Below are 17,126 nucleotides of genomic sequence, written 5' to 3'. Positions count from 1 at the left end.
CGCCGGCGAGCAGAGTGGACGCATGGCCATCCCCGTCATCGAGCAGTCGTCGCTGGGCGAAGACTTCGTCGGCGCCGCGCACGGCTCCGAGGTCTCGTTCTTCCTCGAGCGGATCGAGCGCGAAGGCGCGGGGCCGCGGCTCCACCGGCATCCGTACAGCGAGACGTTCGTCATCCGCTCGGGTGCGGCGCGCTTCACGGTGAGCGACGAGCAGATCGTCGCGTGCGGAGGGCAGATCCTCGTCGTGCCGGCCCTCGTCGCCCACCGATTCGCCGTCGTGGGATCGGAGACCTACGAGGCGATCCACATCCACGCGAGCGACCGCTTCATCACCGAGTGGCTCGAGTGAGAGCCGGTCAGTGCCGCGCGTGATCCTCGGTATCGGGCTCGGCGCGCAGAACGTCGGCGATCTCCTCCTCGGGGCGGGGAGCGACGTTCTCGTCCTCTTCGAGCTCGGGAACCGTCGGCTCGTCGGGCAGCGGCACGTGATGCTCATCCGGTCGGCTCATGACAGCTCCTTCGCATGCGGGGTTCCAGCGTAGACCGGCCGACGGCGGCCAGCGGGCAGCCGACACCACCCCGTGACATCCGCCGCGTGGCGGAGTAGACCGGAGCCATGACGTACCGCATCGGATACCTCGTCGGCAGTCTCTCGGGCGACTCGATCAACCGCGTGCTCGCGAAGGCCCTCGTCCACCTCGCCCCGCCGAGCCTGCAGCTCGAGGAGATCCCCATCCGCGACCTGCCGCTGTACAACCGCGACGACGAGCTCAGCCCCGTCGACGCCGTGCCGACGTTCAAGAAGGCGATCGAGGCATCCGACGGGCTGCTCTTCGTCTCGCCCGAGTACAACCGGTCCATCCCCGCGCCGCTCAAGAACGCCATCGACTGGGGCTCGCGTCCGTGGGGCCAGAACTCGTTCGCCCGCAAGCCGACCGGCATCATCGGCGCCTCGCCCGGCGCCATCGGCACGGCCGTCATGCAGGCGTCGATGCGCAGCGTGCTGAGCTTCCTCGACGCCCCGCAGCTCAACGCCCCCGAGGCCTACGTCACCTTCCACGCCGACGCGTACGCCGACGACGGCTCGGTGACGGATCCGCACACGGAGACGTTCCTGCGCCACTACATGGAGGAGTACGCGGCGTTCGTCGAACGCGTGCTGTCGGCGACGCTGCCGGGCCACGAGGGCGACGCCGATCTGGATGTCATGCACTGACCCCCTGTCGTTCCGAGCGATCACGACATATCGTTGAGTATCGTTCGAACCCGATGGAGGTCATCATGAGCACCAACTCGTTCCCGTTCGGCGGCGCCAACCCCGTCGACGGCGTCTGGCAGATGATGGAGCAGCTGCGCTCGTCGTTCGACAAGCGCGCCGCCTCCCCGCGGATGGCTCGCGGCGACGTGCGCGCGGCCGTGCTCGTGCTCCTCGCCGAGCAGCCCATGCACGGCTACCAGATCATCCGCGAGATCGAGGAGCGCAGCGGCGGCAGCTGGAAGCCGAGCGCGGGCTCCGTCTACCCGACGCTGCAGCTGCTCGCCGACGAGGGCCTCGTCACGGCCGAGGAGTCGAACGGCCGCAAGACCTACGTCATGACGGAAGCCGGCCGCGCCGTCGCCGCCGAGGCCGAGGTCCCGTGGAGCACGGGCGCCGGCTCTGGCTCGTCCACCGCGTCGGACGGCCCCTCGTTCGGCGCCCTGCCCAAGGCGGGCGTCGACCTCGCCCAGGCCGCCGCGCAGATCGGCCGCACGGGCACGCCGGAGCAGGTGCAGCAGGCCGTCGACATCCTCGACGACGCCCGCCGCCGCATCTACGCCATCCTGGCGCAGGGCTGAGCGCGGTGGCGGCGGGCGCCGACGGGGCCGCGACTCCCGAGACGCGGGCGCGCTACCGGCGCATCCTGCGCTTCGCGAGCAGGCACCTCGTCGTCGCCTGGTGGTACGAGGTCGTCCTCCCCCAGATCGGTCTGCAGGCGGTCGCCGATCGCACCCGCGAACGCCGGATGACGCGCTTCGCGCGGCGCTTCCACGGCCTCGCCGTCGAGCTCGGCGGGCTCATGATCAAGGTCGGGCAGTTCATGTCGTCGCGCCTCGACGTGCTGCCGCCCGAGATCACGGCCGAGCTCGAGGGCCTGCAGGACGAGGTGCCGCCCGTGCCCTTCGACGCGCTCCGAGCCGCCGCCGAGGCCGAGCTGGGTGCGCCGCTCGAGCGCGTCTTCGCCTGGTTCGACGAGACGCCCATCGCCGCCGCCTCCCTCGGCCAGGCGCACCGCGCGCGCCTGTCCGCGGCCGACGCGGAGGACACCGGGCTGACGGACGTCGTGGTGAAGGTGCAGCGCCCCGGCATCGACGCCGTCGTCGACGTCGACCTCGCGGCGCTCCGCAAGGTCGGCCGGTGGCTCAGCCGTGTGCGCGTGGTCTCGAACCGCGTCGACATGCCGGCGCTCGTGGAGGAGTTCGCCGCGACGAGCCGCGAGGAGATCGACTACCTGCACGAGGCGGCCTCGTCCGTGCGCTTCGCGGACGACTTCGCGGGCGACGCGCGCGTCGCCGTGCCATCCGTCGTCTGGGAGCGCACGACCCGCCGCGTGCTCACCCTCGAAGACGTCACGGCCATTAAGATCACCGACCAAGAGGCCCTGCGCGCGGCGGGGATCGACCCCGCCGACGTCGCTCCCGTGTTCGCCGCCGTCATGTTCGACCAGCTCTTCGCGCACGGCTCCTTCCACGCCGACCCCCATCCCGGCAACGTCTTCGTGACGCCCCGCCCCGACGGCGGCTTCGTGCTGACGTTCATCGACTTCGGGATGATGGGCGCCGTCCCCGACTCCACGCGCGCGGGCCTCCGGAAGCTGCTCATCGCCGCCGCCGGGCGCGACGGGCACGGCCTCCTCGCCGCGGTCCGCGACATCGGCATGCTGCTCCCGTCGGCCGACACCGCCGAGCTCGAGCGCGCGCTCGCGCAGCTCTTCGCGCGCTTCGGCGGGATGGGCTTCGCCGAGCTGCGCGAGGTCGACCCGCGCGAGTTCCGCGCCTTCGCCGACGAGTTCGGCGACGTCGTGCGCTCGCTGCCGTTCCAGCTCCCCGAGAACTTCCTCCTCGTCATCCGCGCCATGTCGCTCACCTCCGGCGTGTGCAGCGCCCTCGACCCCGCCTTCAACCTGTGGGACTCGGTCGAGCCCTACGCCGCCCGCCTCCTCCGCGAGGAGAGCGGAAATGTCGTCCGCGACGTCATGACGGAGGCGGGCGAGGTCGCCGCCGTCGCGTGGCGGCTGCCGAAGCGCGTCGACGGGCTCATCTCGCGGTTCGAGGACGGCGCCGTGCAGGTCGCGACGCCGAAGCTCGACCGCCAGCTCGCGCGGCTCGAGAACCTCGTGCGCCGCGCCGTCTCCGGCGTGCTGTTCGCGGGGCTCCTCATCGGGGGAGCCGTGCTGCAGACCGCCGAGGTCGGCTTCGGCGCCGTGCTCATGTGGGCGTCGGCGCTTCCGCTGCTGCACGCGCTGTTCGCGCGCCGATGACGGATGGCCGCACCCGCGCCCCCGCTTCCTAGACTGGGCGGGTGCCGATCACGTCCGCGATCCTCGATGCCGCCGCGCGGCATCCCGACTGCGTCGCGATCGCGGGCGACGACGGACGCCTCACCTACGCCGAGCTCGTCGCCGACTCCCGACGCGTCGCCGCCGCGGTCGACGCGCTGCACCGCGCCCATCCGGTCGATGCCGCGCCCGAGACCCGCGGCATCCCGATCACGGCCGTGAGCGTCGGCTCCGCCTTCCACACCGCGCGCATCGTCGCGGGCCTCGCCGGCTACCGGGCCGTGTCGGCCGCGATCGACCCCCGCTGGCCGCTCGCGCACCGCGTCGGCGTCGTGCTCCAGACCGGCATCGGCGTCGTCGTGGGGGAGGACCCCGCCTTCGCCGCGGCCCTCCGAGAGCGAGGATGGCACGGCGCGTTCGTCGGGCTCGACGCGCTCGACCGGCACGGCACGGCCGCGCCCCCGACCGTGCGCGACGCCGACGAGGCGTTCCTCCTCCTCTTCTCCTCGGGCACGACGAGCGATCCCAAGGCGTTCCTCAAGACCCGCGGGCAGTACCGCGCCAACGTCGCCGTCTCGAGCGCGCACCTCGAGCCGCTGCCCGGCGTGCAGACCCTCGCGCCCGGACCCGTCTCGTACAGCCTCACGCTCTACGCCGTCATCGAGTGCCTCGCGACCGCAGGCGGCGTGCACCTCGCCGACGCCTTCCATCCACTCGACGCCGCGCGCACCATCCGCGACGAGGGCATCACGCGCGTCGTGGCCGTGCCCGCCGTCGTGCAGGGCCTCGTCGACGCGGCCCGGCGCGACGCCGCCGCGCTCGCTGGCCTCGACCTCGTCGTCACCGGGGGCGCGCACCTGCCGGCGAGCCTGCGCGACGGGCTCGCCGGCGTCCTGCCGCGCACGCGCCTCGTCAACTACTACGGCGCCGCCGAGATCGGCTTCATCGGCGACAGCCGCGGCGGCGCGCACCTCGACGTGTACGACGGCATCGAGGTGCGCATCCGCGACGACGCGGGGCGCGACCTCCCGGACGGCGATCTCGGCACCCTGTGGGTGCGCGCCGCCGCGTGCTCCGACGGCTACCTCGCCGGCACCTCCGACGCCGTGCTGCGCGGACCCGACGGCTGGGCCACCGTGCACGACCAGGCGCGCATCGTCGACGGACGCCTCGCGCTCGCGGGCCGCGCGGGCGACATCGTCGCGACGGGAGGCCACAAGGTCTCGCTCGCCGACGTCGAGCGCGCCTTCGACGGGATGGCGGGCGCCGTCTGCGCGATCGCCCTCCCGCATGAGACCCTCGGCTCGGTCGTCGCGCTCGTCGTGGAGGGCGACGCGGCATCCAAGGAGGCCCTCGCCGGCCGCGCTCGCACGGCCCTCGCCCCGCAGTTCGCGCCGCGCCGCTGGTACCGGGTTCCCCGCCTTCCGCGCACCGTGGGCGGCAAGGTCCGCCGCGGCGAGACGGCCGCGCTCGTCGCGCGCGGCGAGGCGGAGCGGCTGTGAGCGCGCGCCGCGTCGTCGCGACAGGGTTCGGCGCCGTCACGCCGAGCGGCATCGGCGCCGACGCCCTGTGGGACGCGGTCTCCCATGGCCGCAGCGCCATCCGCCGCCTCGAGGGGGTGGACGTCGACGGCCTCCCCGTGCGCATCGGCGGGCAGGTGCGCGGCTTCGCGACGACCCTCGGCCCCGCGCTGGCCCGGCGGCTCAGCCCCGTGCTGCAATGGGCCGTCGCGGCGGCCGACGAGGCGCTCGGGCAGGCAGGCGGCCTTCCCGCGGCGCCGCACCGGGTGCACGTCATCGCCGCGACGGGCTCGGGCCCCGTCGACGCCATGCAGGCGGCGACCCGCGCGCTCGACGCCCGCGGTCCGCGTGCCGTGCCGCTGACCCTCGCCATCCACGGCGCCCCCGACGCGGCCGCCGCGCTCATCAGCCAGCGCCACGGCATCACGGGCGCCGCCTCGGCCGTGTCGGCGACCTGCGCGAGCGGCGCCGTCGCGCTGGGGGAGGGGCTGCGCCGCATCCGCCACGGCTACGTCGACGCCGTGGTCGTCGTCGGCCTGGAGGACTGCCTCGGCCCCGTCAACCTCTCCTCGAACGCCAACCTGCGCGCGCTCGCGACGGGGCACGACGACGCGCCCGAGACGGCGTCGCGCCCCTTCGACCGCGCCCGCCGCGGCTTCGTCATGGCGCAGGGTGCGGCGGCGATCGTGCTCGAGTCGGCGGACGGCGCACGGTCGCGCGGCGCGACCGCCCTCGCGGAGATCGCGGGGTTCGGCGCCTCGAGCGACGCGCACCATCCCACGGCGCCGCTCCCCGACGGAGCGGGTGCGGCGGCGGCCATCCGCGATGCGCTCGCCGACGCCCACGTCGACTCCGGCGCGGTCGACCACGTCAACGCGCACGGCACCGGCACGCCCGCGGGCGACGCGGCCGAGCTCGCGGCGCTCGCCGCAGCCCTCGGCGACCGCGCCCGTGCCATCCCGGTCACCGCGACGAAGTCGTCGACGGGGCATTTGCTGGGGGCCGCGGGAGTCGTCGAAGCGATCATCGCCGCGCGGACCATCCGCGACGGCGTGCTGCCGCCCACGCTCAACCTCGACGACCCCGAACCCGGATGGCGCTTGGTCGGCTCGCGCACGCCGTCGCGGCTCGACACCGTGCTGTCGACGTCGTTCGGGTTCGGCGGGCACAACGGCGCGCTGCTCATCGCGCGCGCAGACGGATAGGAGACCGACATGGACCGAGAGCAGCGCCATCGCGCGCTCGCCGAGCGCTTCCTCCCCGACGACCTGCTGGAGCGCTTCCGCGCCCGCGCCGCCGTCGCCGATCGCGACAACGCGTTCTTCGACGACGACCTCGTCGAGCTGCGCGCCCAGGGGTACCTCACCCTCCTCGTGCCCGAGGAGCTCGGCGGCGCGGGGCTGTCCCTCCACGAGGTCTCGCGTCTCCAGCAGCGTCTCGCGGCGGCCGCCCCCGCGACCGCGCTCGGCATCAACATGCACCTGCTCTGCACGGCCGTCGTGCGCGCCATGATCGCGCGCGGCGACGACTCGCTCGCATGGGTGCTCGACGACGCCGCGGCGGGCGAGGTGTTCGCCTTCGGCATCAGCGAGCCGGCGAACGACTGGGTGCTGCAGGGGTCCACGACGCGCGCGGAGGCGCAGGACGACGGCGGATGGCTGCTCACCGGCACGAAGGTCTTCACGTCTCTGTCGCCCGTGTGGACGCGGCTCATCGCGCACGGCCTCGACGACTCCGACCCGGACGCGCCCCGGCTCGTCTACGGCTTCGTCGCGCGCGACTCCGACGGCATCACGGTCTCCGACCACTGGGACGTGCTCGGCATGCGCGCCTCGCAGAGCCGTACGACGCGCCTCGACCGCGCGCGCATCCGCCCCGAGCACGTCGCGCGGCGCATCCCCGCCGGCCGCCATCCCGACCTGCTCGTGTTCGCCATCACGAGCGCCTTCCAGCTGCTCGTCGCCTCGGTCTACGCCGGCGTCGCCGAGCGCGCGCTCGCGCTCGCCGCGGAGGGGCTGCGGCGCCGCACGTCGGCGAAGAGCGGCACGACGCTCGCCGAGGTGCCGGAGCACCGCGCGCGCCTCGCCGACGCCTACCGCGCGCACCTCGCGGTGCCCGCCCAGCTCGACGCGTACACGCGCGACTTCGACGACCTCGTCGACCACGGGGCCGGATGGCCCGTGCGGCTCGTGAGCGCGCGCCTGGCGGCCTCCGACGACGCGCGGGCGGCCGTCGAGACGGCGCTCGTCTGCGCCGGGGGCGCCGCCTTCGACAACGGCCATGAGCTCGCCCGCCTGCATCGCGACGTCACGGCCAGCCTCTTCCACCCGCCGAGCGCCGACGCGGCGCGGCCGCTCTTCGCCGCGGCGCTGCTCGACGGCTGAGCGCGCCCATAGGATCGGATTCGATTGGATCGGGCCCGACGGGGCCGTCCTCGACGGAAGGGGGAGCGCCATGCGCCGCAGGACCGCGTTCGAGAAGGAGCCGCCGCCGCCGAACGAGGTGCGCGTCATCGGCACGCGCATCCGCCCCTTCACGTTCGGTCTGTTCGGGGCGCTCGGCGTGCTCGTCGCGCTCCTCATCGGCTCGATCGTCGGCCAGCTCGCGACCGTGCTCGTCTACGTCGGCATCGCGCTGTTCCTGTCGCTCGGCCTCGACCCCGTCGTGTCGTTCCTGGAGCGACGGCTGCCGCGCCCCGCCGCCGTCACGATCGTCGTCGTCGGCGTGCTGCTGGCGTTCGCGGGCATCATCACGGCCATCGTCCCCGTCATCGTCGAGCAGGTGACGAACCTCATCGACGACGGACCGCAGATGGTGGACGACGTCCTCGCGAGCGACTGGTACCAGACGCTCGCAGCGCAGTTCGGCGACTCCTTCGAAGACGCCGCGGCCGGCGTCCTCAGCTTCGTGCAGGACCCCGCCAACCTCACGTCGATCGGCGGCGGCATCGTGGCGGTCGGCGCGGGCATCGCGGGCGGCGTCACGGGCGTGACGATCGTGCTCATCCTCACGCTGTACTTCATGGCGTCGCTGCGCGGCATGAAGCGCCTCGCGGCGCGGTTCGTGCCGGCCTACCAGCGCGATCGGTTCAGCGAGCTGCTCGAGGACATCTCGGGAGCCGTCGGACGCTACGTCATCGGACAGGCGAGCCTCGCGCTCATCAACGGCGTGCTCACGCTCATCGTCATGTCGATCATCGGCGCCCCGCTGCCGGCGCTCCTCGCGCTCATCGCGTTCGTCGGCTCGCTCATCCCGCTCGTGGGAACGCTCAGCGCGTCGATCATCAACGCGCTCGTCTGCCTCTTCGTGTCGCCCGTGACGGCGCTCATCGCCTTCGGCTACTACCTCGTGTACATGCAGATCGAGGCGTACGTGCTGAGCCCGCGCATCATGAGCAAGGCGGTCGCGGTGCCAGGAGCCATCGTCGTCATCGCCGCGGTCGCGGGCGGAGCGCTCGGCGGGGTGCTCGGCGCGCTCGTGGCGATCCCCGTCGCGGCGAGCATCATCATCATCGTGCAGAAGGTGCTGTTCCCCGCGCAGGACGCCAAGACCCAGCCGCCCGCCGGCGCCTAACGCGCGCCCCGGCCGCACGCAACCCCCTGCGGCGGGCACGGCGCGCGGGGGAGGCTGGCGGCATGCACACGACAGACGATCCCGACGCCATCCGCCCCGTCCGCGACGCGGAGTCGACCGCGTACGCCGATCCCTCGGATGATCCCGCGCAGGCGGAATGGGAGGGGCGCGCCCCCGAGCCCGGTACTGCCACGGGCGCCGACCCGGCGGAGATCCCCGACGAGGCGGACGAGATCCCCGCCGCAGACCTGCCGCGCGGCGAGGAGCAGCCCGAGACGCAGGAGGCCGACCCGATCGTCGCCGACCTCGGCGAGGACGGCGAGGGCGACCTCGCCCCCGAGGACCTGTGACGACCGACGACCTCTGACGACCGGAGACCCCCCGACCACCGGACCTCAGACGGCGAGGAGCCCGGCGCGATCCGCGCCGGGCTCGTCGCCGTCAGGGCCTCAGACCGTGCGGTGCGCGCGGTAGTACGCGAGGAGCGCCTTAGTGGAGGCGTCCTGCGCGTCGAGGGCGGCGGCATCCCCCTCGATCGCGGGCGCGATCTGCAGGGCGAGCTGCTTGCCGAGCTCGACGCCCCACTGGTCGAACGAGTTGATGCCCCACACGACGCCCTGCGTGAAGACGATGTGCTCGTACAGGGCGATGAGCTGGCCGAGCACGGCCGGCGTGAGTGCAGGCGCGAAGATCGACGTGGTCGGGCGGTTCCCCGCGAAGGTGCGCGCGGCCACGAGCGCGCCGGTCGTCCCCTCCGCCTCGACCTCCGCGGCGGTCTTGCCGAAGGCGAGCGCCTTCGTCTGCGCGAGGAAGTTGGCGAGGAACAGGCCGTGCACGTCGCGGCCGCCGTCGTGCAGCGAGTAGGCGGGGTTCGCGAACGCGATGAAGTCGGCGGGGATGAGGCGCGTTCCCTGGTGGATGAGCTGGTAGAACGCGTGCTGGCCGTTCGTGCCTGGCTCGCCCCAGAACACCTCGCCCGTGTCGGTCGTGACGGGCGAGCCGTCCCATCGCACCGACTTGCCGTTCGACTCCATCGTGAGCTGCTGCAGGTACGCCGCGAAGCGGTGCAGCTGCTGCGCGTACGGCAGCACGGCGTGCGACTGCGCACCGAGGAAGTTCGTGTACCAGACGTTGAGGAGGCCCATGAGGACGGGCACGTTCTGCGCGAGCGGCGTCGTGCGCACGTGCTCGTCGACGGCGTGGAAGCCCGCGAGCAGGTCGCGGAAGGCGGCAGGGCCGAGCACGATGGCGAGCGAGGTGCCGATCGCGGAGTCGACCGAGTAGCGGCCGCCCACCCAGTCCCAGAAGCCGAACGCGTTCTCGGGGTCGATGCCGAACTCGGCGACCTTGTCGAGCGCGGTCGACACGGCGATGAAGTGCCGTGCGACGGCCCCCGTGCGCGCGGCGTCGTCGGCCTCGATCGCGCCGCGCTTCTCGAGCTCGGTCCACAGCCAGTCGCGCGCGAGGCGCGCGTTCGTGAGGGTCTCGAGGGTCGTGAAGGTCTTCGACGCGACGATGAAGAGCGTCGTCTCCGGGTCGAGCCCCTGCACCTTCTGCGCGAGATCGGTGGGGTCGATGTTGGAGATGAACCGCGCCTCGATGCCGGCGTCGGCATAGGGCTGGAGCGCCTCGTAGACCATGACGGGCCCGAGGTCGGAGCCGCCGATGCCGATGTTCACGACGTGCGTGACGCGCTTGCCCGTGACACCGGTCCAGTCGCCGGAGCGCACCCGCTCGGCGAACGCGTCGATGCGGCCCAGCACGGCGTGCACGTCGGCGTCGACGTCCTGGCCGTCGACGATGAAGGCCGGCTGGATGCCGGCGGGGCGGCGCAGTGCCGTGTGGAGGACCGCGCGGTCCTCCGTCGTGTTGATGTGCGCGCCCTCGAGCATGGCCGCGAAGCGCTCGGCGACGCCGGTCTCCTCGGCGAGCCGCACGAGCGAGGCGAGGATGTCGTCGGTCACGAGGTTCTTCGAGAGATCGACGTGCAGGTCGGCGAGCTCGAGGGTCAGCCGCTCGGCACGCGCCGGGTCGTCGGCGAACCAGGAGCGGAGATCGGGGGCGAAGCTCGCGCGGTGCGCCTCGAGCTCCGACCAGGCCGACGTGGACGTGGGATCGACGGGAGCGGTCATGCCTGCAACGCTACCGAGTGCCGGCATCACACGCGCGCCGGCGGTCATGTGAGGTCGCCCGGAGTCGCCCCGGACGACGGCAGCAGATCGGCGAACGCGACCGTCGCGGGGGAGGGCTGCTGCCGCGTGACGGCGTTCAGCTCCCACACGACGCCGTCCGAGAGCGGCAGGACCGCCGTGCCTGTGCGGGGTGCGAAGCTGATCTCGGGGAGCACCGCGATGCCGAGGCCCGCCGCGACGTAGTCGGGGAGCGAGCCGATGTCGGCCACCTCGACCGACACGACCCTGGCGAGGCCCCGCGTCGCGAAGGCCGCGTCGAGCGTGGAGCGGTTGCCGAAGCCCGCCGGCGTGTCGACGAACCGCTCGGCCGCGAGCTCCGCGAGCGCGACGGCCGGGCGGTCGGCGAGCGGATGGCCCTCCGGCAGCACCGCCGCGAACGGCGAGGTCGTGAGGCGGCGCACGATGAGCCCCGAGACGGAGGTCGCGGGCAGGCCGAACAGCGCGATGTCGAGCCGCCCGCGCAGCACGTCCTCCGCGAGGCCCGTCGATCCGGTCGGGGAGGGGCGCACCTCGACCTCGACGAGCGGGTGCCGCTCGTGGAACGCGCCGACGAGGGCGGGCAGGTCGAGCCATCCGAGGTTCGAGAAGACGCCCACGCGCACGCGGCCACGGAGGCCGCCTTCGGGATCGGCGGCGATGCGGGCGCGGTCGACCGCATCGAGCGCCGCGCGCAGCTCGGGGAGCACCGCCTCGCCCGCCATCGTGAGCCGCACGCCGCGGGCGTCCCTGTCGAACAGCACGGCGCCGAGCTCGCGTTCGAGCGCCGCGACGCCCGCCGAGACGCTCGACTGCACGGCGAAGACGCGGCGTGCCGCGCGGGTGAAGCTGCGCTCGTCGGCGACCGCGACGGCGTAGGCGAGGTGGCGCATGTCCATGCGGCGATCGTAATATCCGATCGGGATGATCGAGAGCGTTCGTTGGACACGATGCCGGTTCGAGCGCACGATCGAGACGTGGACCTCCGCTCTCGACTCCGTCACGACACCGGCTTCTGGATCGTCGCCCTCGCCTTCCTCTCGGCGATGGCTTTCTCGACCCTGCCCTCGCCCCTCTACGCGATCTACCAGGAGCGCGATCACTTCGCCGCGCCCGTCGTCACGGTCGTGTTCGCCGCGTACGCCCTCGGCGTCATGGCGAGCCTGTACCTCGCCGGCCATGTGAGCGACTGGCTCGGACGCCGTCGGGTGACCCTCGTGGCGCTCGTCGTGAGCGGGCTCTCCGCTGTGCTGTTCGTGCTGTGGAACGACGTCGCTGGCCTCCTCGTGGCGCGGTTCGTCAACGGGATCGCGATCGGCGCGCTCACGGCGACCGCGACGGCGCACCTTTCCGAGCTCTCCGCGGCGACGGGACGCCGCGGGCCGCGCGCGGCGCTCGTCGCGACCGTGGCGAACCTCGGCGGGCTCGGGCTCGGACCGCTCGTCGGCGGGCTCTTCGCCGAGCGCGCCGCCGAGCCGCTCGTCACGCCCTACGTCGTCTTCGCCGCCGTCTTCGCGGCGCTCGCCGTGCTGCTCCTGCTCGTGCCGGAGACCGTCGAGCGTCGGGAGGAGCGCCCCGCCTACCGGCCGCAGCGCGTCTCTCTCCCCGGCGATGCGCGCGCCGCCTTCTGGGCCGCGGGGATGGCCGCCTTCGGCGCGTTCGCGGTGCTCGGGATGTTCACGTCGCTCACACCCACGTTCCTCACGGGCACGATGCACGAGAGCTCGCACCTCCTGGCCGGCGCCATCCCGTTCGGCGTGTACGCGTCGGCCGCCACCGCGCAGGCGCTCACGATGCGCCTCGCCACGCGCACGCAGGTGCTCCTCGCCGTGTCGCTCGTCGTGGCGGGCCTCATCGCCGTCGCAGCGGCCGCGCTCACGGCCTCGCTCGCCGTGTTCGCGCTCGCGGGCGTCGTCGCGGGAGCGGGGGTGGGGGTGCTGTTCCGCTCCGCGATCGCGTCGGCCGCCGCCGTCGCGGCCCCCGGGCGCGCGGGCGAGACGCTCGCCGGCGTCTTCCTCATCGCCTACGCGGGTCTCACGGTGCCCGTGCTCGCGGTGGGGGCCGCGCTCGCCGCGCTGCCGCAGGCGACCGTGCTCGTGGGCTTCTCCGGCGCCGTCATCGTCCTCGTCGGGGTGACGGGCGGGCGGATGGCCGCGCAGGCGCCGGCGCGCGCGGCCTGACCGAAACACGCAGGTAACACCCCGTCCTCACGGGGGTGACGCGGCGCTCCTACGCTCGGCGTGCGGCCATCCGACCGCAGGAGAGCGAGGAGACCGCCATGAAGAAGGCACTGCGCAACCCGGCGCTGCAGATCGGGGCGGGAGCCGTCCTCGGCATCGTGTTCGGCCTCGTCGCGGGAGAGTGGGCGGGCAACCTGAAGTTCGTGGGCGACATCTTCATCCGCCTCATCCAGATGTCGATCGTCCCGCTCGTGATGTCGTCGGTCGTCGTCGCGACCGGATCGATGTCGGGGTCGGGGGCAGGGCGGCTCGCCGCGCGCACGTTCGCGTGGATGATCGGCTTCTCGATCGTGGCGGCCGCGCTCGCCTGGGGCCTCAGCGCCCTGTTCCAGCCGGGAGCGGGCATGCGGTTCGACGGCGAGCTCGACCCCGCGCTGCAGGAGTCGGCGACGTCGGCGACGGGGTGGCAGGAGACTCTGCTCGGCTTCGTGTCGACCAACGTGTTCGACGCCATGTCGACGGGGTCGATGGTGCCGATCATCGTCTTCTCGCTGCTGTTCGGCGCCGCTCTCAACGCCTACATCGCGAAGACCGGCAACCGCCTCGTGCTGGAGATGGCCGACCAGGTGCAGCAGGTCGTGCTGACGATGATCCGCTTCGTCATGCGGCTCGCTCCGATCGGCGTGTTCTGCCTGCTCGCGGCGCTCGCGGGCGACGTGGGCTTCGCCGTCGTGACGACCGCGCTGTCGTACCTCGGCACGACGCTCCTCGGCGTCGTCATCCTGCTCGTCGTGTTCGTCGCGGTGGTCGCCGCGCGCACGCGTCTCAGTCCCTGGCGGCTTCCCCGCAAGCTCGCCGAGCAGACGGCCATCGCGGTGACGACGACGAGCTCGGCCGTGACCTTCCCCACCGTGCTGCGCAACACGGTGGAGAAGGTCGGGGTGAGCCCGCGCGTCGCGAACTTCACGCTCTCGGTCGGGCTGACGATGGGCTCGTACGGCGCCGTCCTCAACTACATGATCGTCGTCATGTTCCTCGCGCAGGCGGGCGACATCGAGCTCTCGATCGGACAGATCGCGCTCGGGATGGCCCTCGCCATCCTGCTGAACATGGGCACGATCACGGTCCCCGGCGGGTTCCCCGTCGTCGCGATGTTCCTCGCGACCTCGCTCGGTCTCCCGTTCGAGGCCGTGGGCCTGCTCATCGCCGTGGACTGGTTCGCGGGCATCTTCCGCACCTTCCTCAACGTCAACGGCGACACGCTCGTGGCCATGCTCGTCGCCGACGCGGAGGGCGAGATCGACCGCGACGTCTACGAGGAGCGTGCGACCGCGTCGGCACCCGAGGTCGACGAGGCGGGGATGGCCGAGGCCTTCGAGCGCGCGGACAGGGCGGACTGAGCTCTCAGTACGACCCCCGGGTCGTCTCGTCCTCGCCGATGAACTCGCGGGCGAGCGCCTCCGAGGCGCGGGCGACGAGCGCGACGTCGGCGCCCACGAGCACGAACCGCGCGCCGGCACCCGCGTAGGCCCGGGCGACGTCGGGGTCGAACGCGTTGACGCCCACGGCCGATCCGGCCGCCGTGACGGCCTCGAACGCGCGGCGCACGGCGGCGACGACGTCGGGATGGGTCTGCTGGCCGATGAGCCCCATCGAGGCCGCGAGATCGCTGGGGCCGACGAAGACGCCGTCGATGCCCGGCGCCTCGGCGATGGCGCGGGCGTTCGCGACGCCCTCCTCGGTCTCGACCTGCACGAACACGGCCACGTGCGCGGCCGCCGTGCGCAGGTAGTCGTCGACGCGGTTCCAGCGGGCCGATCGGGCCAGCGCGCTGCCGACGCCGCGCCGCCCGGCCGGCGGGTACTGCGCGGCCTCGGCGACGGCCCGCGCGTCGGCGGCCGTCGAGACCATCGGCACGAGGATGGTCTGCGCCCCGAGGTCGAGCACCTGCTTGATGACGACGGGGTCGGCGCTCGGCACCCGCACCACGGCCGTGGCGTCGTAGCCCGACACGGCGTGCAGCTGCGCGAGCACCGACTCGAGTCCGTTGGGGGCGTGCTCCATGTCGATGAGCACCCAGTCGAGACCCGATCCCGCCATGATCTCGGCGGTCACGGGCGAGCCGGCGCACGCCCATCCGCCGTAGAGGGGGCGGGGCGAGTCGGCGAGGCGCTCGCGGAGCGTCGGGCTCAGACGAAGCGGCATGAGATCGTCCCCAGGGGTCCGTAGTCGGCGTGCACGGTGTCGCCGCGCTCGATCCAGACGGGGCGCGTGAACGAGCCGGCGAGCACGATCTCCCCGGCTTCGAGGCGCGCGCCGTGCTGGTGCAGCTTGTCGGCGAGCCACGCGACCCCGTGGCCCGGGTGGCCGAGCACGCCGGCGGCGACCCCCGTCTCCTCGATCGACTCGTTGCGATGGAGCAGCGCGCTCACCCAGCGGAGGTCGACGTCGTGGGGGCGCGTCGGCGTGCCGCCGAGCACGAGCCCGCCGTAGGCGGCGTTGTCGCTGATGGTGTCGACGATCGTGCGGCCCTCCAGCTCGATGTGCGAGTTGAGGATCTCGAGCGCGGGAGTGACGTACTCCGTCGCGCGGAGCACGTCGAAGAGCGTGCAGTGCGGCCCCTCCAGCGGCTCGGCGAGCACGAACGCGAGCTCGACCTCGATGCGCACGTTCGAGAACGCGCCGTAGGGGATGACGGCGCCGCTCTCCCAGACCGTGTCGTCGAACATCACGCCGTAGTCGGGCTCCGCGATCCCCGTGGCCTCCTGCATGGCGCGCGAGGTGAGTCCGATCTTCCGCCCGACGAGGCGTCGCCCGGCCGCGACCCGGCCATCCCGCCAGATGCCCTGGATGGCGTAGGCGTCGTCCACGGTCGCCTCCGGATGGCGCGCCGTGATGCGGCGGATGGGGGTGCGCGTGCGCTCTGCCTCCGCGAGCTCCGCGGCGAGCGCCGCGATCGTCTCGGCGGGGAGCGTCACAGCTGGTTCCCCAGCTTGTACTCGCCCTGCTTCCACTCGGGCATCGGCGCGTCGTCGCCCTGCCGCGTGTACGAGAAGCCGTCCGCGCCGATCGTGACGGCCATCTCGCTCGAGTCGGTGCGGGCGACCACGGGCTGCGGGGCGCCGTCGAGGTCGAGGACGAGCGACCCGTCGGTGTACCACGACGGCACGACGGGGTTGCCCCACCAGTCGCGGCGCTGGTTGTCGTGCACGTCCCACGTGACGACGGGGTTGTCGGGGTCGCCCGTGTAGTAGTCCTGCGTGTAGACCTCGACGCGGTGCCCGTCGGGGTCGCGCAGGTAGAGGTAGAACGCGTTCGAGACGCCGTGGCGCCCCGGCCCGCGCTCGATCGCGTCGGAGCGGCGGAGGGCGCCGAGCTTGTCGCAGATGGCGAGGATGTTGTGCTTCTCGTGCGTCGCGAAGCAGACGTGATGCATGCGTGGCCCGTCGCCGCCCGTCATCGCCGTGTCGTGCACGGTGGGCTTCCGGCGCATCCACGCGGCGTACACCGTGCCATCCTCGTCCTGGATGTCCTCCGTGACGCGGAACCCGAGGTCCTGCATGAACTTCACCGCCCGCGGCACGTCGGGGGTGAGCTGGTTGAAGTGGTCGAGCCGCACGAGCTCGCCCGGGATGTGCAGGTCGTACCGCCACGACATCCGCTCGACGTGCTCGGAGTGGTGGAAGAACTCGATCGGGAACCCGAGCGGATCGACGACGCGGACGGAGTCGCCGACGCCCTTCACGAACCCCTCCGGCGCGCGCCGGACGTCGCAGCCGAGCTCGGCGTAGAAGGCGGCGGCGCGGTCGAGGTCCTCCGGCGTCCGCACGCGGTAGGAGAACGCGGCGACGGCGGCGACCGGGCCTGTGCGGAGCACGAGGTTGTGGTGGATGAACTCCTCCGTCGACCGCAGGTAGATCGCCTCGTCGTCCTCCTCCGTGACGTAGAGCCCGAGGATGTCGACGTAGAACTGCCGCGAGGCGGCGAGATCCGTGACGACGAGCTCCATGTAGGCGCAGCGGAGGATGTCGGGCGGGGTCGCCGCCGGCGTCGCGATCGGGTCGTCGGCGTGGATGGGGGCCTCCTGCGAGACCCAGTAGCCGGAGGAGGTGAGCGTCATGTCGTCGCGTCGAGTCATGTCATGCGTCC

Annotated in this window: 17 protein-coding genes; 11 read left to right on the top strand and 6 right to left on the bottom strand. The window is 73.0% G+C overall.

Going from position 1 to position 17,126, the window contains the following annotated elements; all coding sequences use genetic code 11:
• Positions 1 to 22: 22 nt before the first annotated feature.
• Complete coding sequence (locus tag ABD998_RS17470) at positions 23 to 349, top strand: cupin domain-containing protein (RefSeq protein ID WP_345442240.1); 327 nt, start codon at positions 23 to 25, stop codon at positions 347 to 349.
• A 7-nt stretch (positions 350 to 356) separates the two neighbouring features.
• Here ABD998_RS17470 and ABD998_RS17465 read toward each other — a convergent pair whose 3' ends face one another.
• Positions 357 to 509, bottom strand: a complete 153-nt coding sequence (locus ABD998_RS17465; protein WP_345442237.1) for a hypothetical protein — start codon at positions 507 to 509, stop codon at positions 357 to 359.
• A gap of 107 nt (positions 510 to 616) precedes the next feature.
• On the opposite strand from ABD998_RS17465, the gene ABD998_RS17460 reads away from it, so the two are divergent.
• The 8 genes from ABD998_RS17460 to ABD998_RS17425 all read left to right on the top strand — a co-directional run bounded on the left by ABD998_RS17460 (position 617) and on the right by ABD998_RS17425 (position 8,979).
• The gene (locus ABD998_RS17460; RefSeq protein ID WP_345442234.1) at positions 617 to 1,216 is read left to right on the top strand and encodes an NADPH-dependent FMN reductase; all 600 of its coding nucleotides are present in this window, start codon (positions 617 to 619) and stop codon (positions 1,214 to 1,216) included.
• Between the two features lie 65 nt (positions 1,217 to 1,281).
• Entirely contained in the window at positions 1,282 to 1,836 is a 555-nt protein-coding gene (locus ABD998_RS17455) for a PadR family transcriptional regulator (RefSeq protein ID WP_345442231.1), read from the top strand.
• Complete coding sequence (locus ABD998_RS17450) at positions 1,833 to 3,518, top strand: ABC1 kinase family protein (RefSeq protein ID WP_425563007.1); 1,686 nt, start codon at positions 1,833 to 1,835, stop codon at positions 3,516 to 3,518. Before ABD998_RS17455 ends, ABD998_RS17450 begins: the two co-directional genes overlap by 4 nt.
• Before the next feature lie 41 nt (positions 3,519 to 3,559).
• Entirely contained in the window at positions 3,560 to 5,038 is a 1,479-nt protein-coding gene (locus tag ABD998_RS17445; RefSeq protein ID WP_345442225.1) for a class I adenylate-forming enzyme family protein, read from the top strand.
• A complete protein-coding gene (locus ABD998_RS17440; RefSeq protein ID WP_345442222.1) occupies positions 5,035 to 6,261 on the top strand; it encodes a beta-ketoacyl-[acyl-carrier-protein] synthase family protein in 1,227 nt (408 codons plus the stop codon). The genes ABD998_RS17445 and ABD998_RS17440 overlap by 4 nt, the downstream gene beginning before the upstream one ends.
• A 9-nt stretch (positions 6,262 to 6,270) precedes the next feature.
• The gene (locus ABD998_RS17435; RefSeq protein ID WP_345442219.1) at positions 6,271 to 7,440 is read left to right on the top strand and encodes an acyl-CoA dehydrogenase family protein; all 1,170 of its coding nucleotides are present in this window, start codon (positions 6,271 to 6,273) and stop codon (positions 7,438 to 7,440) included.
• 70 nt (positions 7,441 to 7,510) lie between these two features.
• Positions 7,511 to 8,629, top strand: a complete 1,119-nt coding sequence (locus tag ABD998_RS17430; protein WP_345442216.1) for an AI-2E family transporter — start codon at positions 7,511 to 7,513, stop codon at positions 8,627 to 8,629.
• A 62-nt stretch (positions 8,630 to 8,691) separates the two neighbouring features.
• Positions 8,692 to 8,979, top strand: coding sequence for a sugar ABC transporter ATPase (locus tag ABD998_RS17425; RefSeq protein WP_345442213.1), 288 nt, complete (start codon positions 8,692 to 8,694; stop codon positions 8,977 to 8,979).
• A 99-nt stretch (positions 8,980 to 9,078) separates the two neighbouring features.
• Here the strand turns inward: ABD998_RS17425 and pgi are convergent, their stop codons facing one another.
• Positions 9,079 to 10,761, bottom strand: coding sequence for a glucose-6-phosphate isomerase (gene pgi, locus ABD998_RS17420; protein ID WP_345442210.1), 1,683 nt, complete (start codon positions 10,759 to 10,761; stop codon positions 9,079 to 9,081).
• 44 nt (positions 10,762 to 10,805) lie between these two features.
• The gene (locus ABD998_RS17415) at positions 10,806 to 11,696 is read right to left on the bottom strand and encodes a LysR family transcriptional regulator (RefSeq protein WP_345442206.1); all 891 of its coding nucleotides are present in this window, start codon (positions 11,694 to 11,696) and stop codon (positions 10,806 to 10,808) included.
• A gap of 51 nt (positions 11,697 to 11,747) precedes the next feature.
• Between ABD998_RS17415 and ABD998_RS17410 the strand changes: the two genes are divergently transcribed.
• Entirely contained in the window at positions 11,748 to 12,977 is a 1,230-nt protein-coding gene (locus tag ABD998_RS17410; protein WP_345442204.1) for an MFS transporter, read from the top strand.
• Between the two features lie 98 nt (positions 12,978 to 13,075).
• Positions 13,076 to 14,377 carry a dicarboxylate/amino acid:cation symporter gene (locus ABD998_RS17405; RefSeq protein WP_345442202.1) on the top strand — a complete coding sequence of 434 codons (1,302 nt, stop codon included), beginning with the start codon at positions 13,076 to 13,078 and terminating at the stop codon, positions 14,375 to 14,377.
• Positions 14,378 to 14,381: 4 nt separating this feature from the next.
• Here the strand turns inward: ABD998_RS17405 and ABD998_RS17400 are convergent, their stop codons facing one another.
• The 3 genes from ABD998_RS17400 to hpaD are packed head-to-tail and all read right to left on the bottom strand — an operon-like array spanning position 14,382 to position 17,115.
• Positions 14,382 to 15,182, bottom strand: a complete 801-nt coding sequence (locus tag ABD998_RS17400) for an HpcH/HpaI aldolase family protein (protein WP_345442199.1) — start codon at positions 15,180 to 15,182, stop codon at positions 14,382 to 14,384.
• The gene (gene hpaH, locus ABD998_RS17395; RefSeq protein ID WP_345442196.1) at positions 15,167 to 15,955 is read right to left on the bottom strand and encodes a 2-oxo-hept-4-ene-1,7-dioate hydratase; all 789 of its coding nucleotides are present in this window, start codon (positions 15,953 to 15,955) and stop codon (positions 15,167 to 15,169) included. The genes ABD998_RS17400 and hpaH overlap by 16 nt, the downstream gene beginning before the upstream one ends.
• Positions 15,952 to 17,115, bottom strand: coding sequence for a 3,4-dihydroxyphenylacetate 2,3-dioxygenase (gene hpaD, locus ABD998_RS17390; protein ID WP_345442193.1), 1,164 nt, complete (start codon positions 17,113 to 17,115; stop codon positions 15,952 to 15,954). Before hpaD ends, hpaH begins: the two co-directional genes overlap by 4 nt.
• Positions 17,116 to 17,126 lie beyond the last annotated feature (11 nt).

Origin of the sequence: Microbacterium gilvum, from assembly GCF_039543865.1 — a bacterium.
Taxonomy (GTDB): Bacteria; Actinomycetota; Actinomycetes; order Actinomycetales; family Microbacteriaceae; genus Microbacterium; species Microbacterium gilvum.
Note: the sequence above shows the minus strand (reverse complement) of the source record. Positions and strands in the feature narration are given on the sequence as shown.

Coding starts and splice junctions, on each gene's coding strand:
- ABD998_RS17470 (WP_345442240.1), top strand. CDS start 23: ATGGCCATCCCCGTCATCGAGCAGTCGTCGCTGGGCGAAGACTTCGTC.
- ABD998_RS17410 (WP_345442204.1), top strand. CDS start 11,748: ATGCCGGTTCGAGCGCACGATCGAGACGTGGACCTCCGCTCTCGACTC.
- ABD998_RS17415 (WP_345442206.1), bottom strand. CDS start 11,696: ATGGACATGCGCCACCTCGCCTACGCCGTCGCGGTCGCCGACGAGCGC.
- ABD998_RS17425 (WP_345442213.1), top strand. CDS start 8,692: ATGCACACGACAGACGATCCCGACGCCATCCGCCCCGTCCGCGACGCG.
- pgi (WP_345442210.1), bottom strand. CDS start 10,761: ATGACCGCTCCCGTCGATCCCACGTCCACGTCGGCCTGGTCGGAGCTC.
- ABD998_RS17405 (WP_345442202.1), top strand. CDS start 13,076: ATGAAGAAGGCACTGCGCAACCCGGCGCTGCAGATCGGGGCGGGAGCC.
- ABD998_RS17430 (WP_345442216.1), top strand. CDS start 7,511: ATGCGCCGCAGGACCGCGTTCGAGAAGGAGCCGCCGCCGCCGAACGAG.
- ABD998_RS17400 (WP_345442199.1), bottom strand. CDS start 15,182: ATGCCGCTTCGTCTGAGCCCGACGCTCCGCGAGCGCCTCGCCGACTCG.
- ABD998_RS17435 (WP_345442219.1), top strand. CDS start 6,271: ATGGACCGAGAGCAGCGCCATCGCGCGCTCGCCGAGCGCTTCCTCCCC.
- ABD998_RS17465 (WP_345442237.1), bottom strand. CDS start 509: ATGAGCCGACCGGATGAGCATCACGTGCCGCTGCCCGACGAGCCGACG.
- ABD998_RS17460 (WP_345442234.1), top strand. CDS start 617: ATGACGTACCGCATCGGATACCTCGTCGGCAGTCTCTCGGGCGACTCG.
- hpaD (WP_345442193.1), bottom strand. CDS start 17,115: ATGACTCGACGCGACGACATGACGCTCACCTCCTCCGGCTACTGGGTC.
- ABD998_RS17455 (WP_345442231.1), top strand. CDS start 1,282: ATGAGCACCAACTCGTTCCCGTTCGGCGGCGCCAACCCCGTCGACGGC.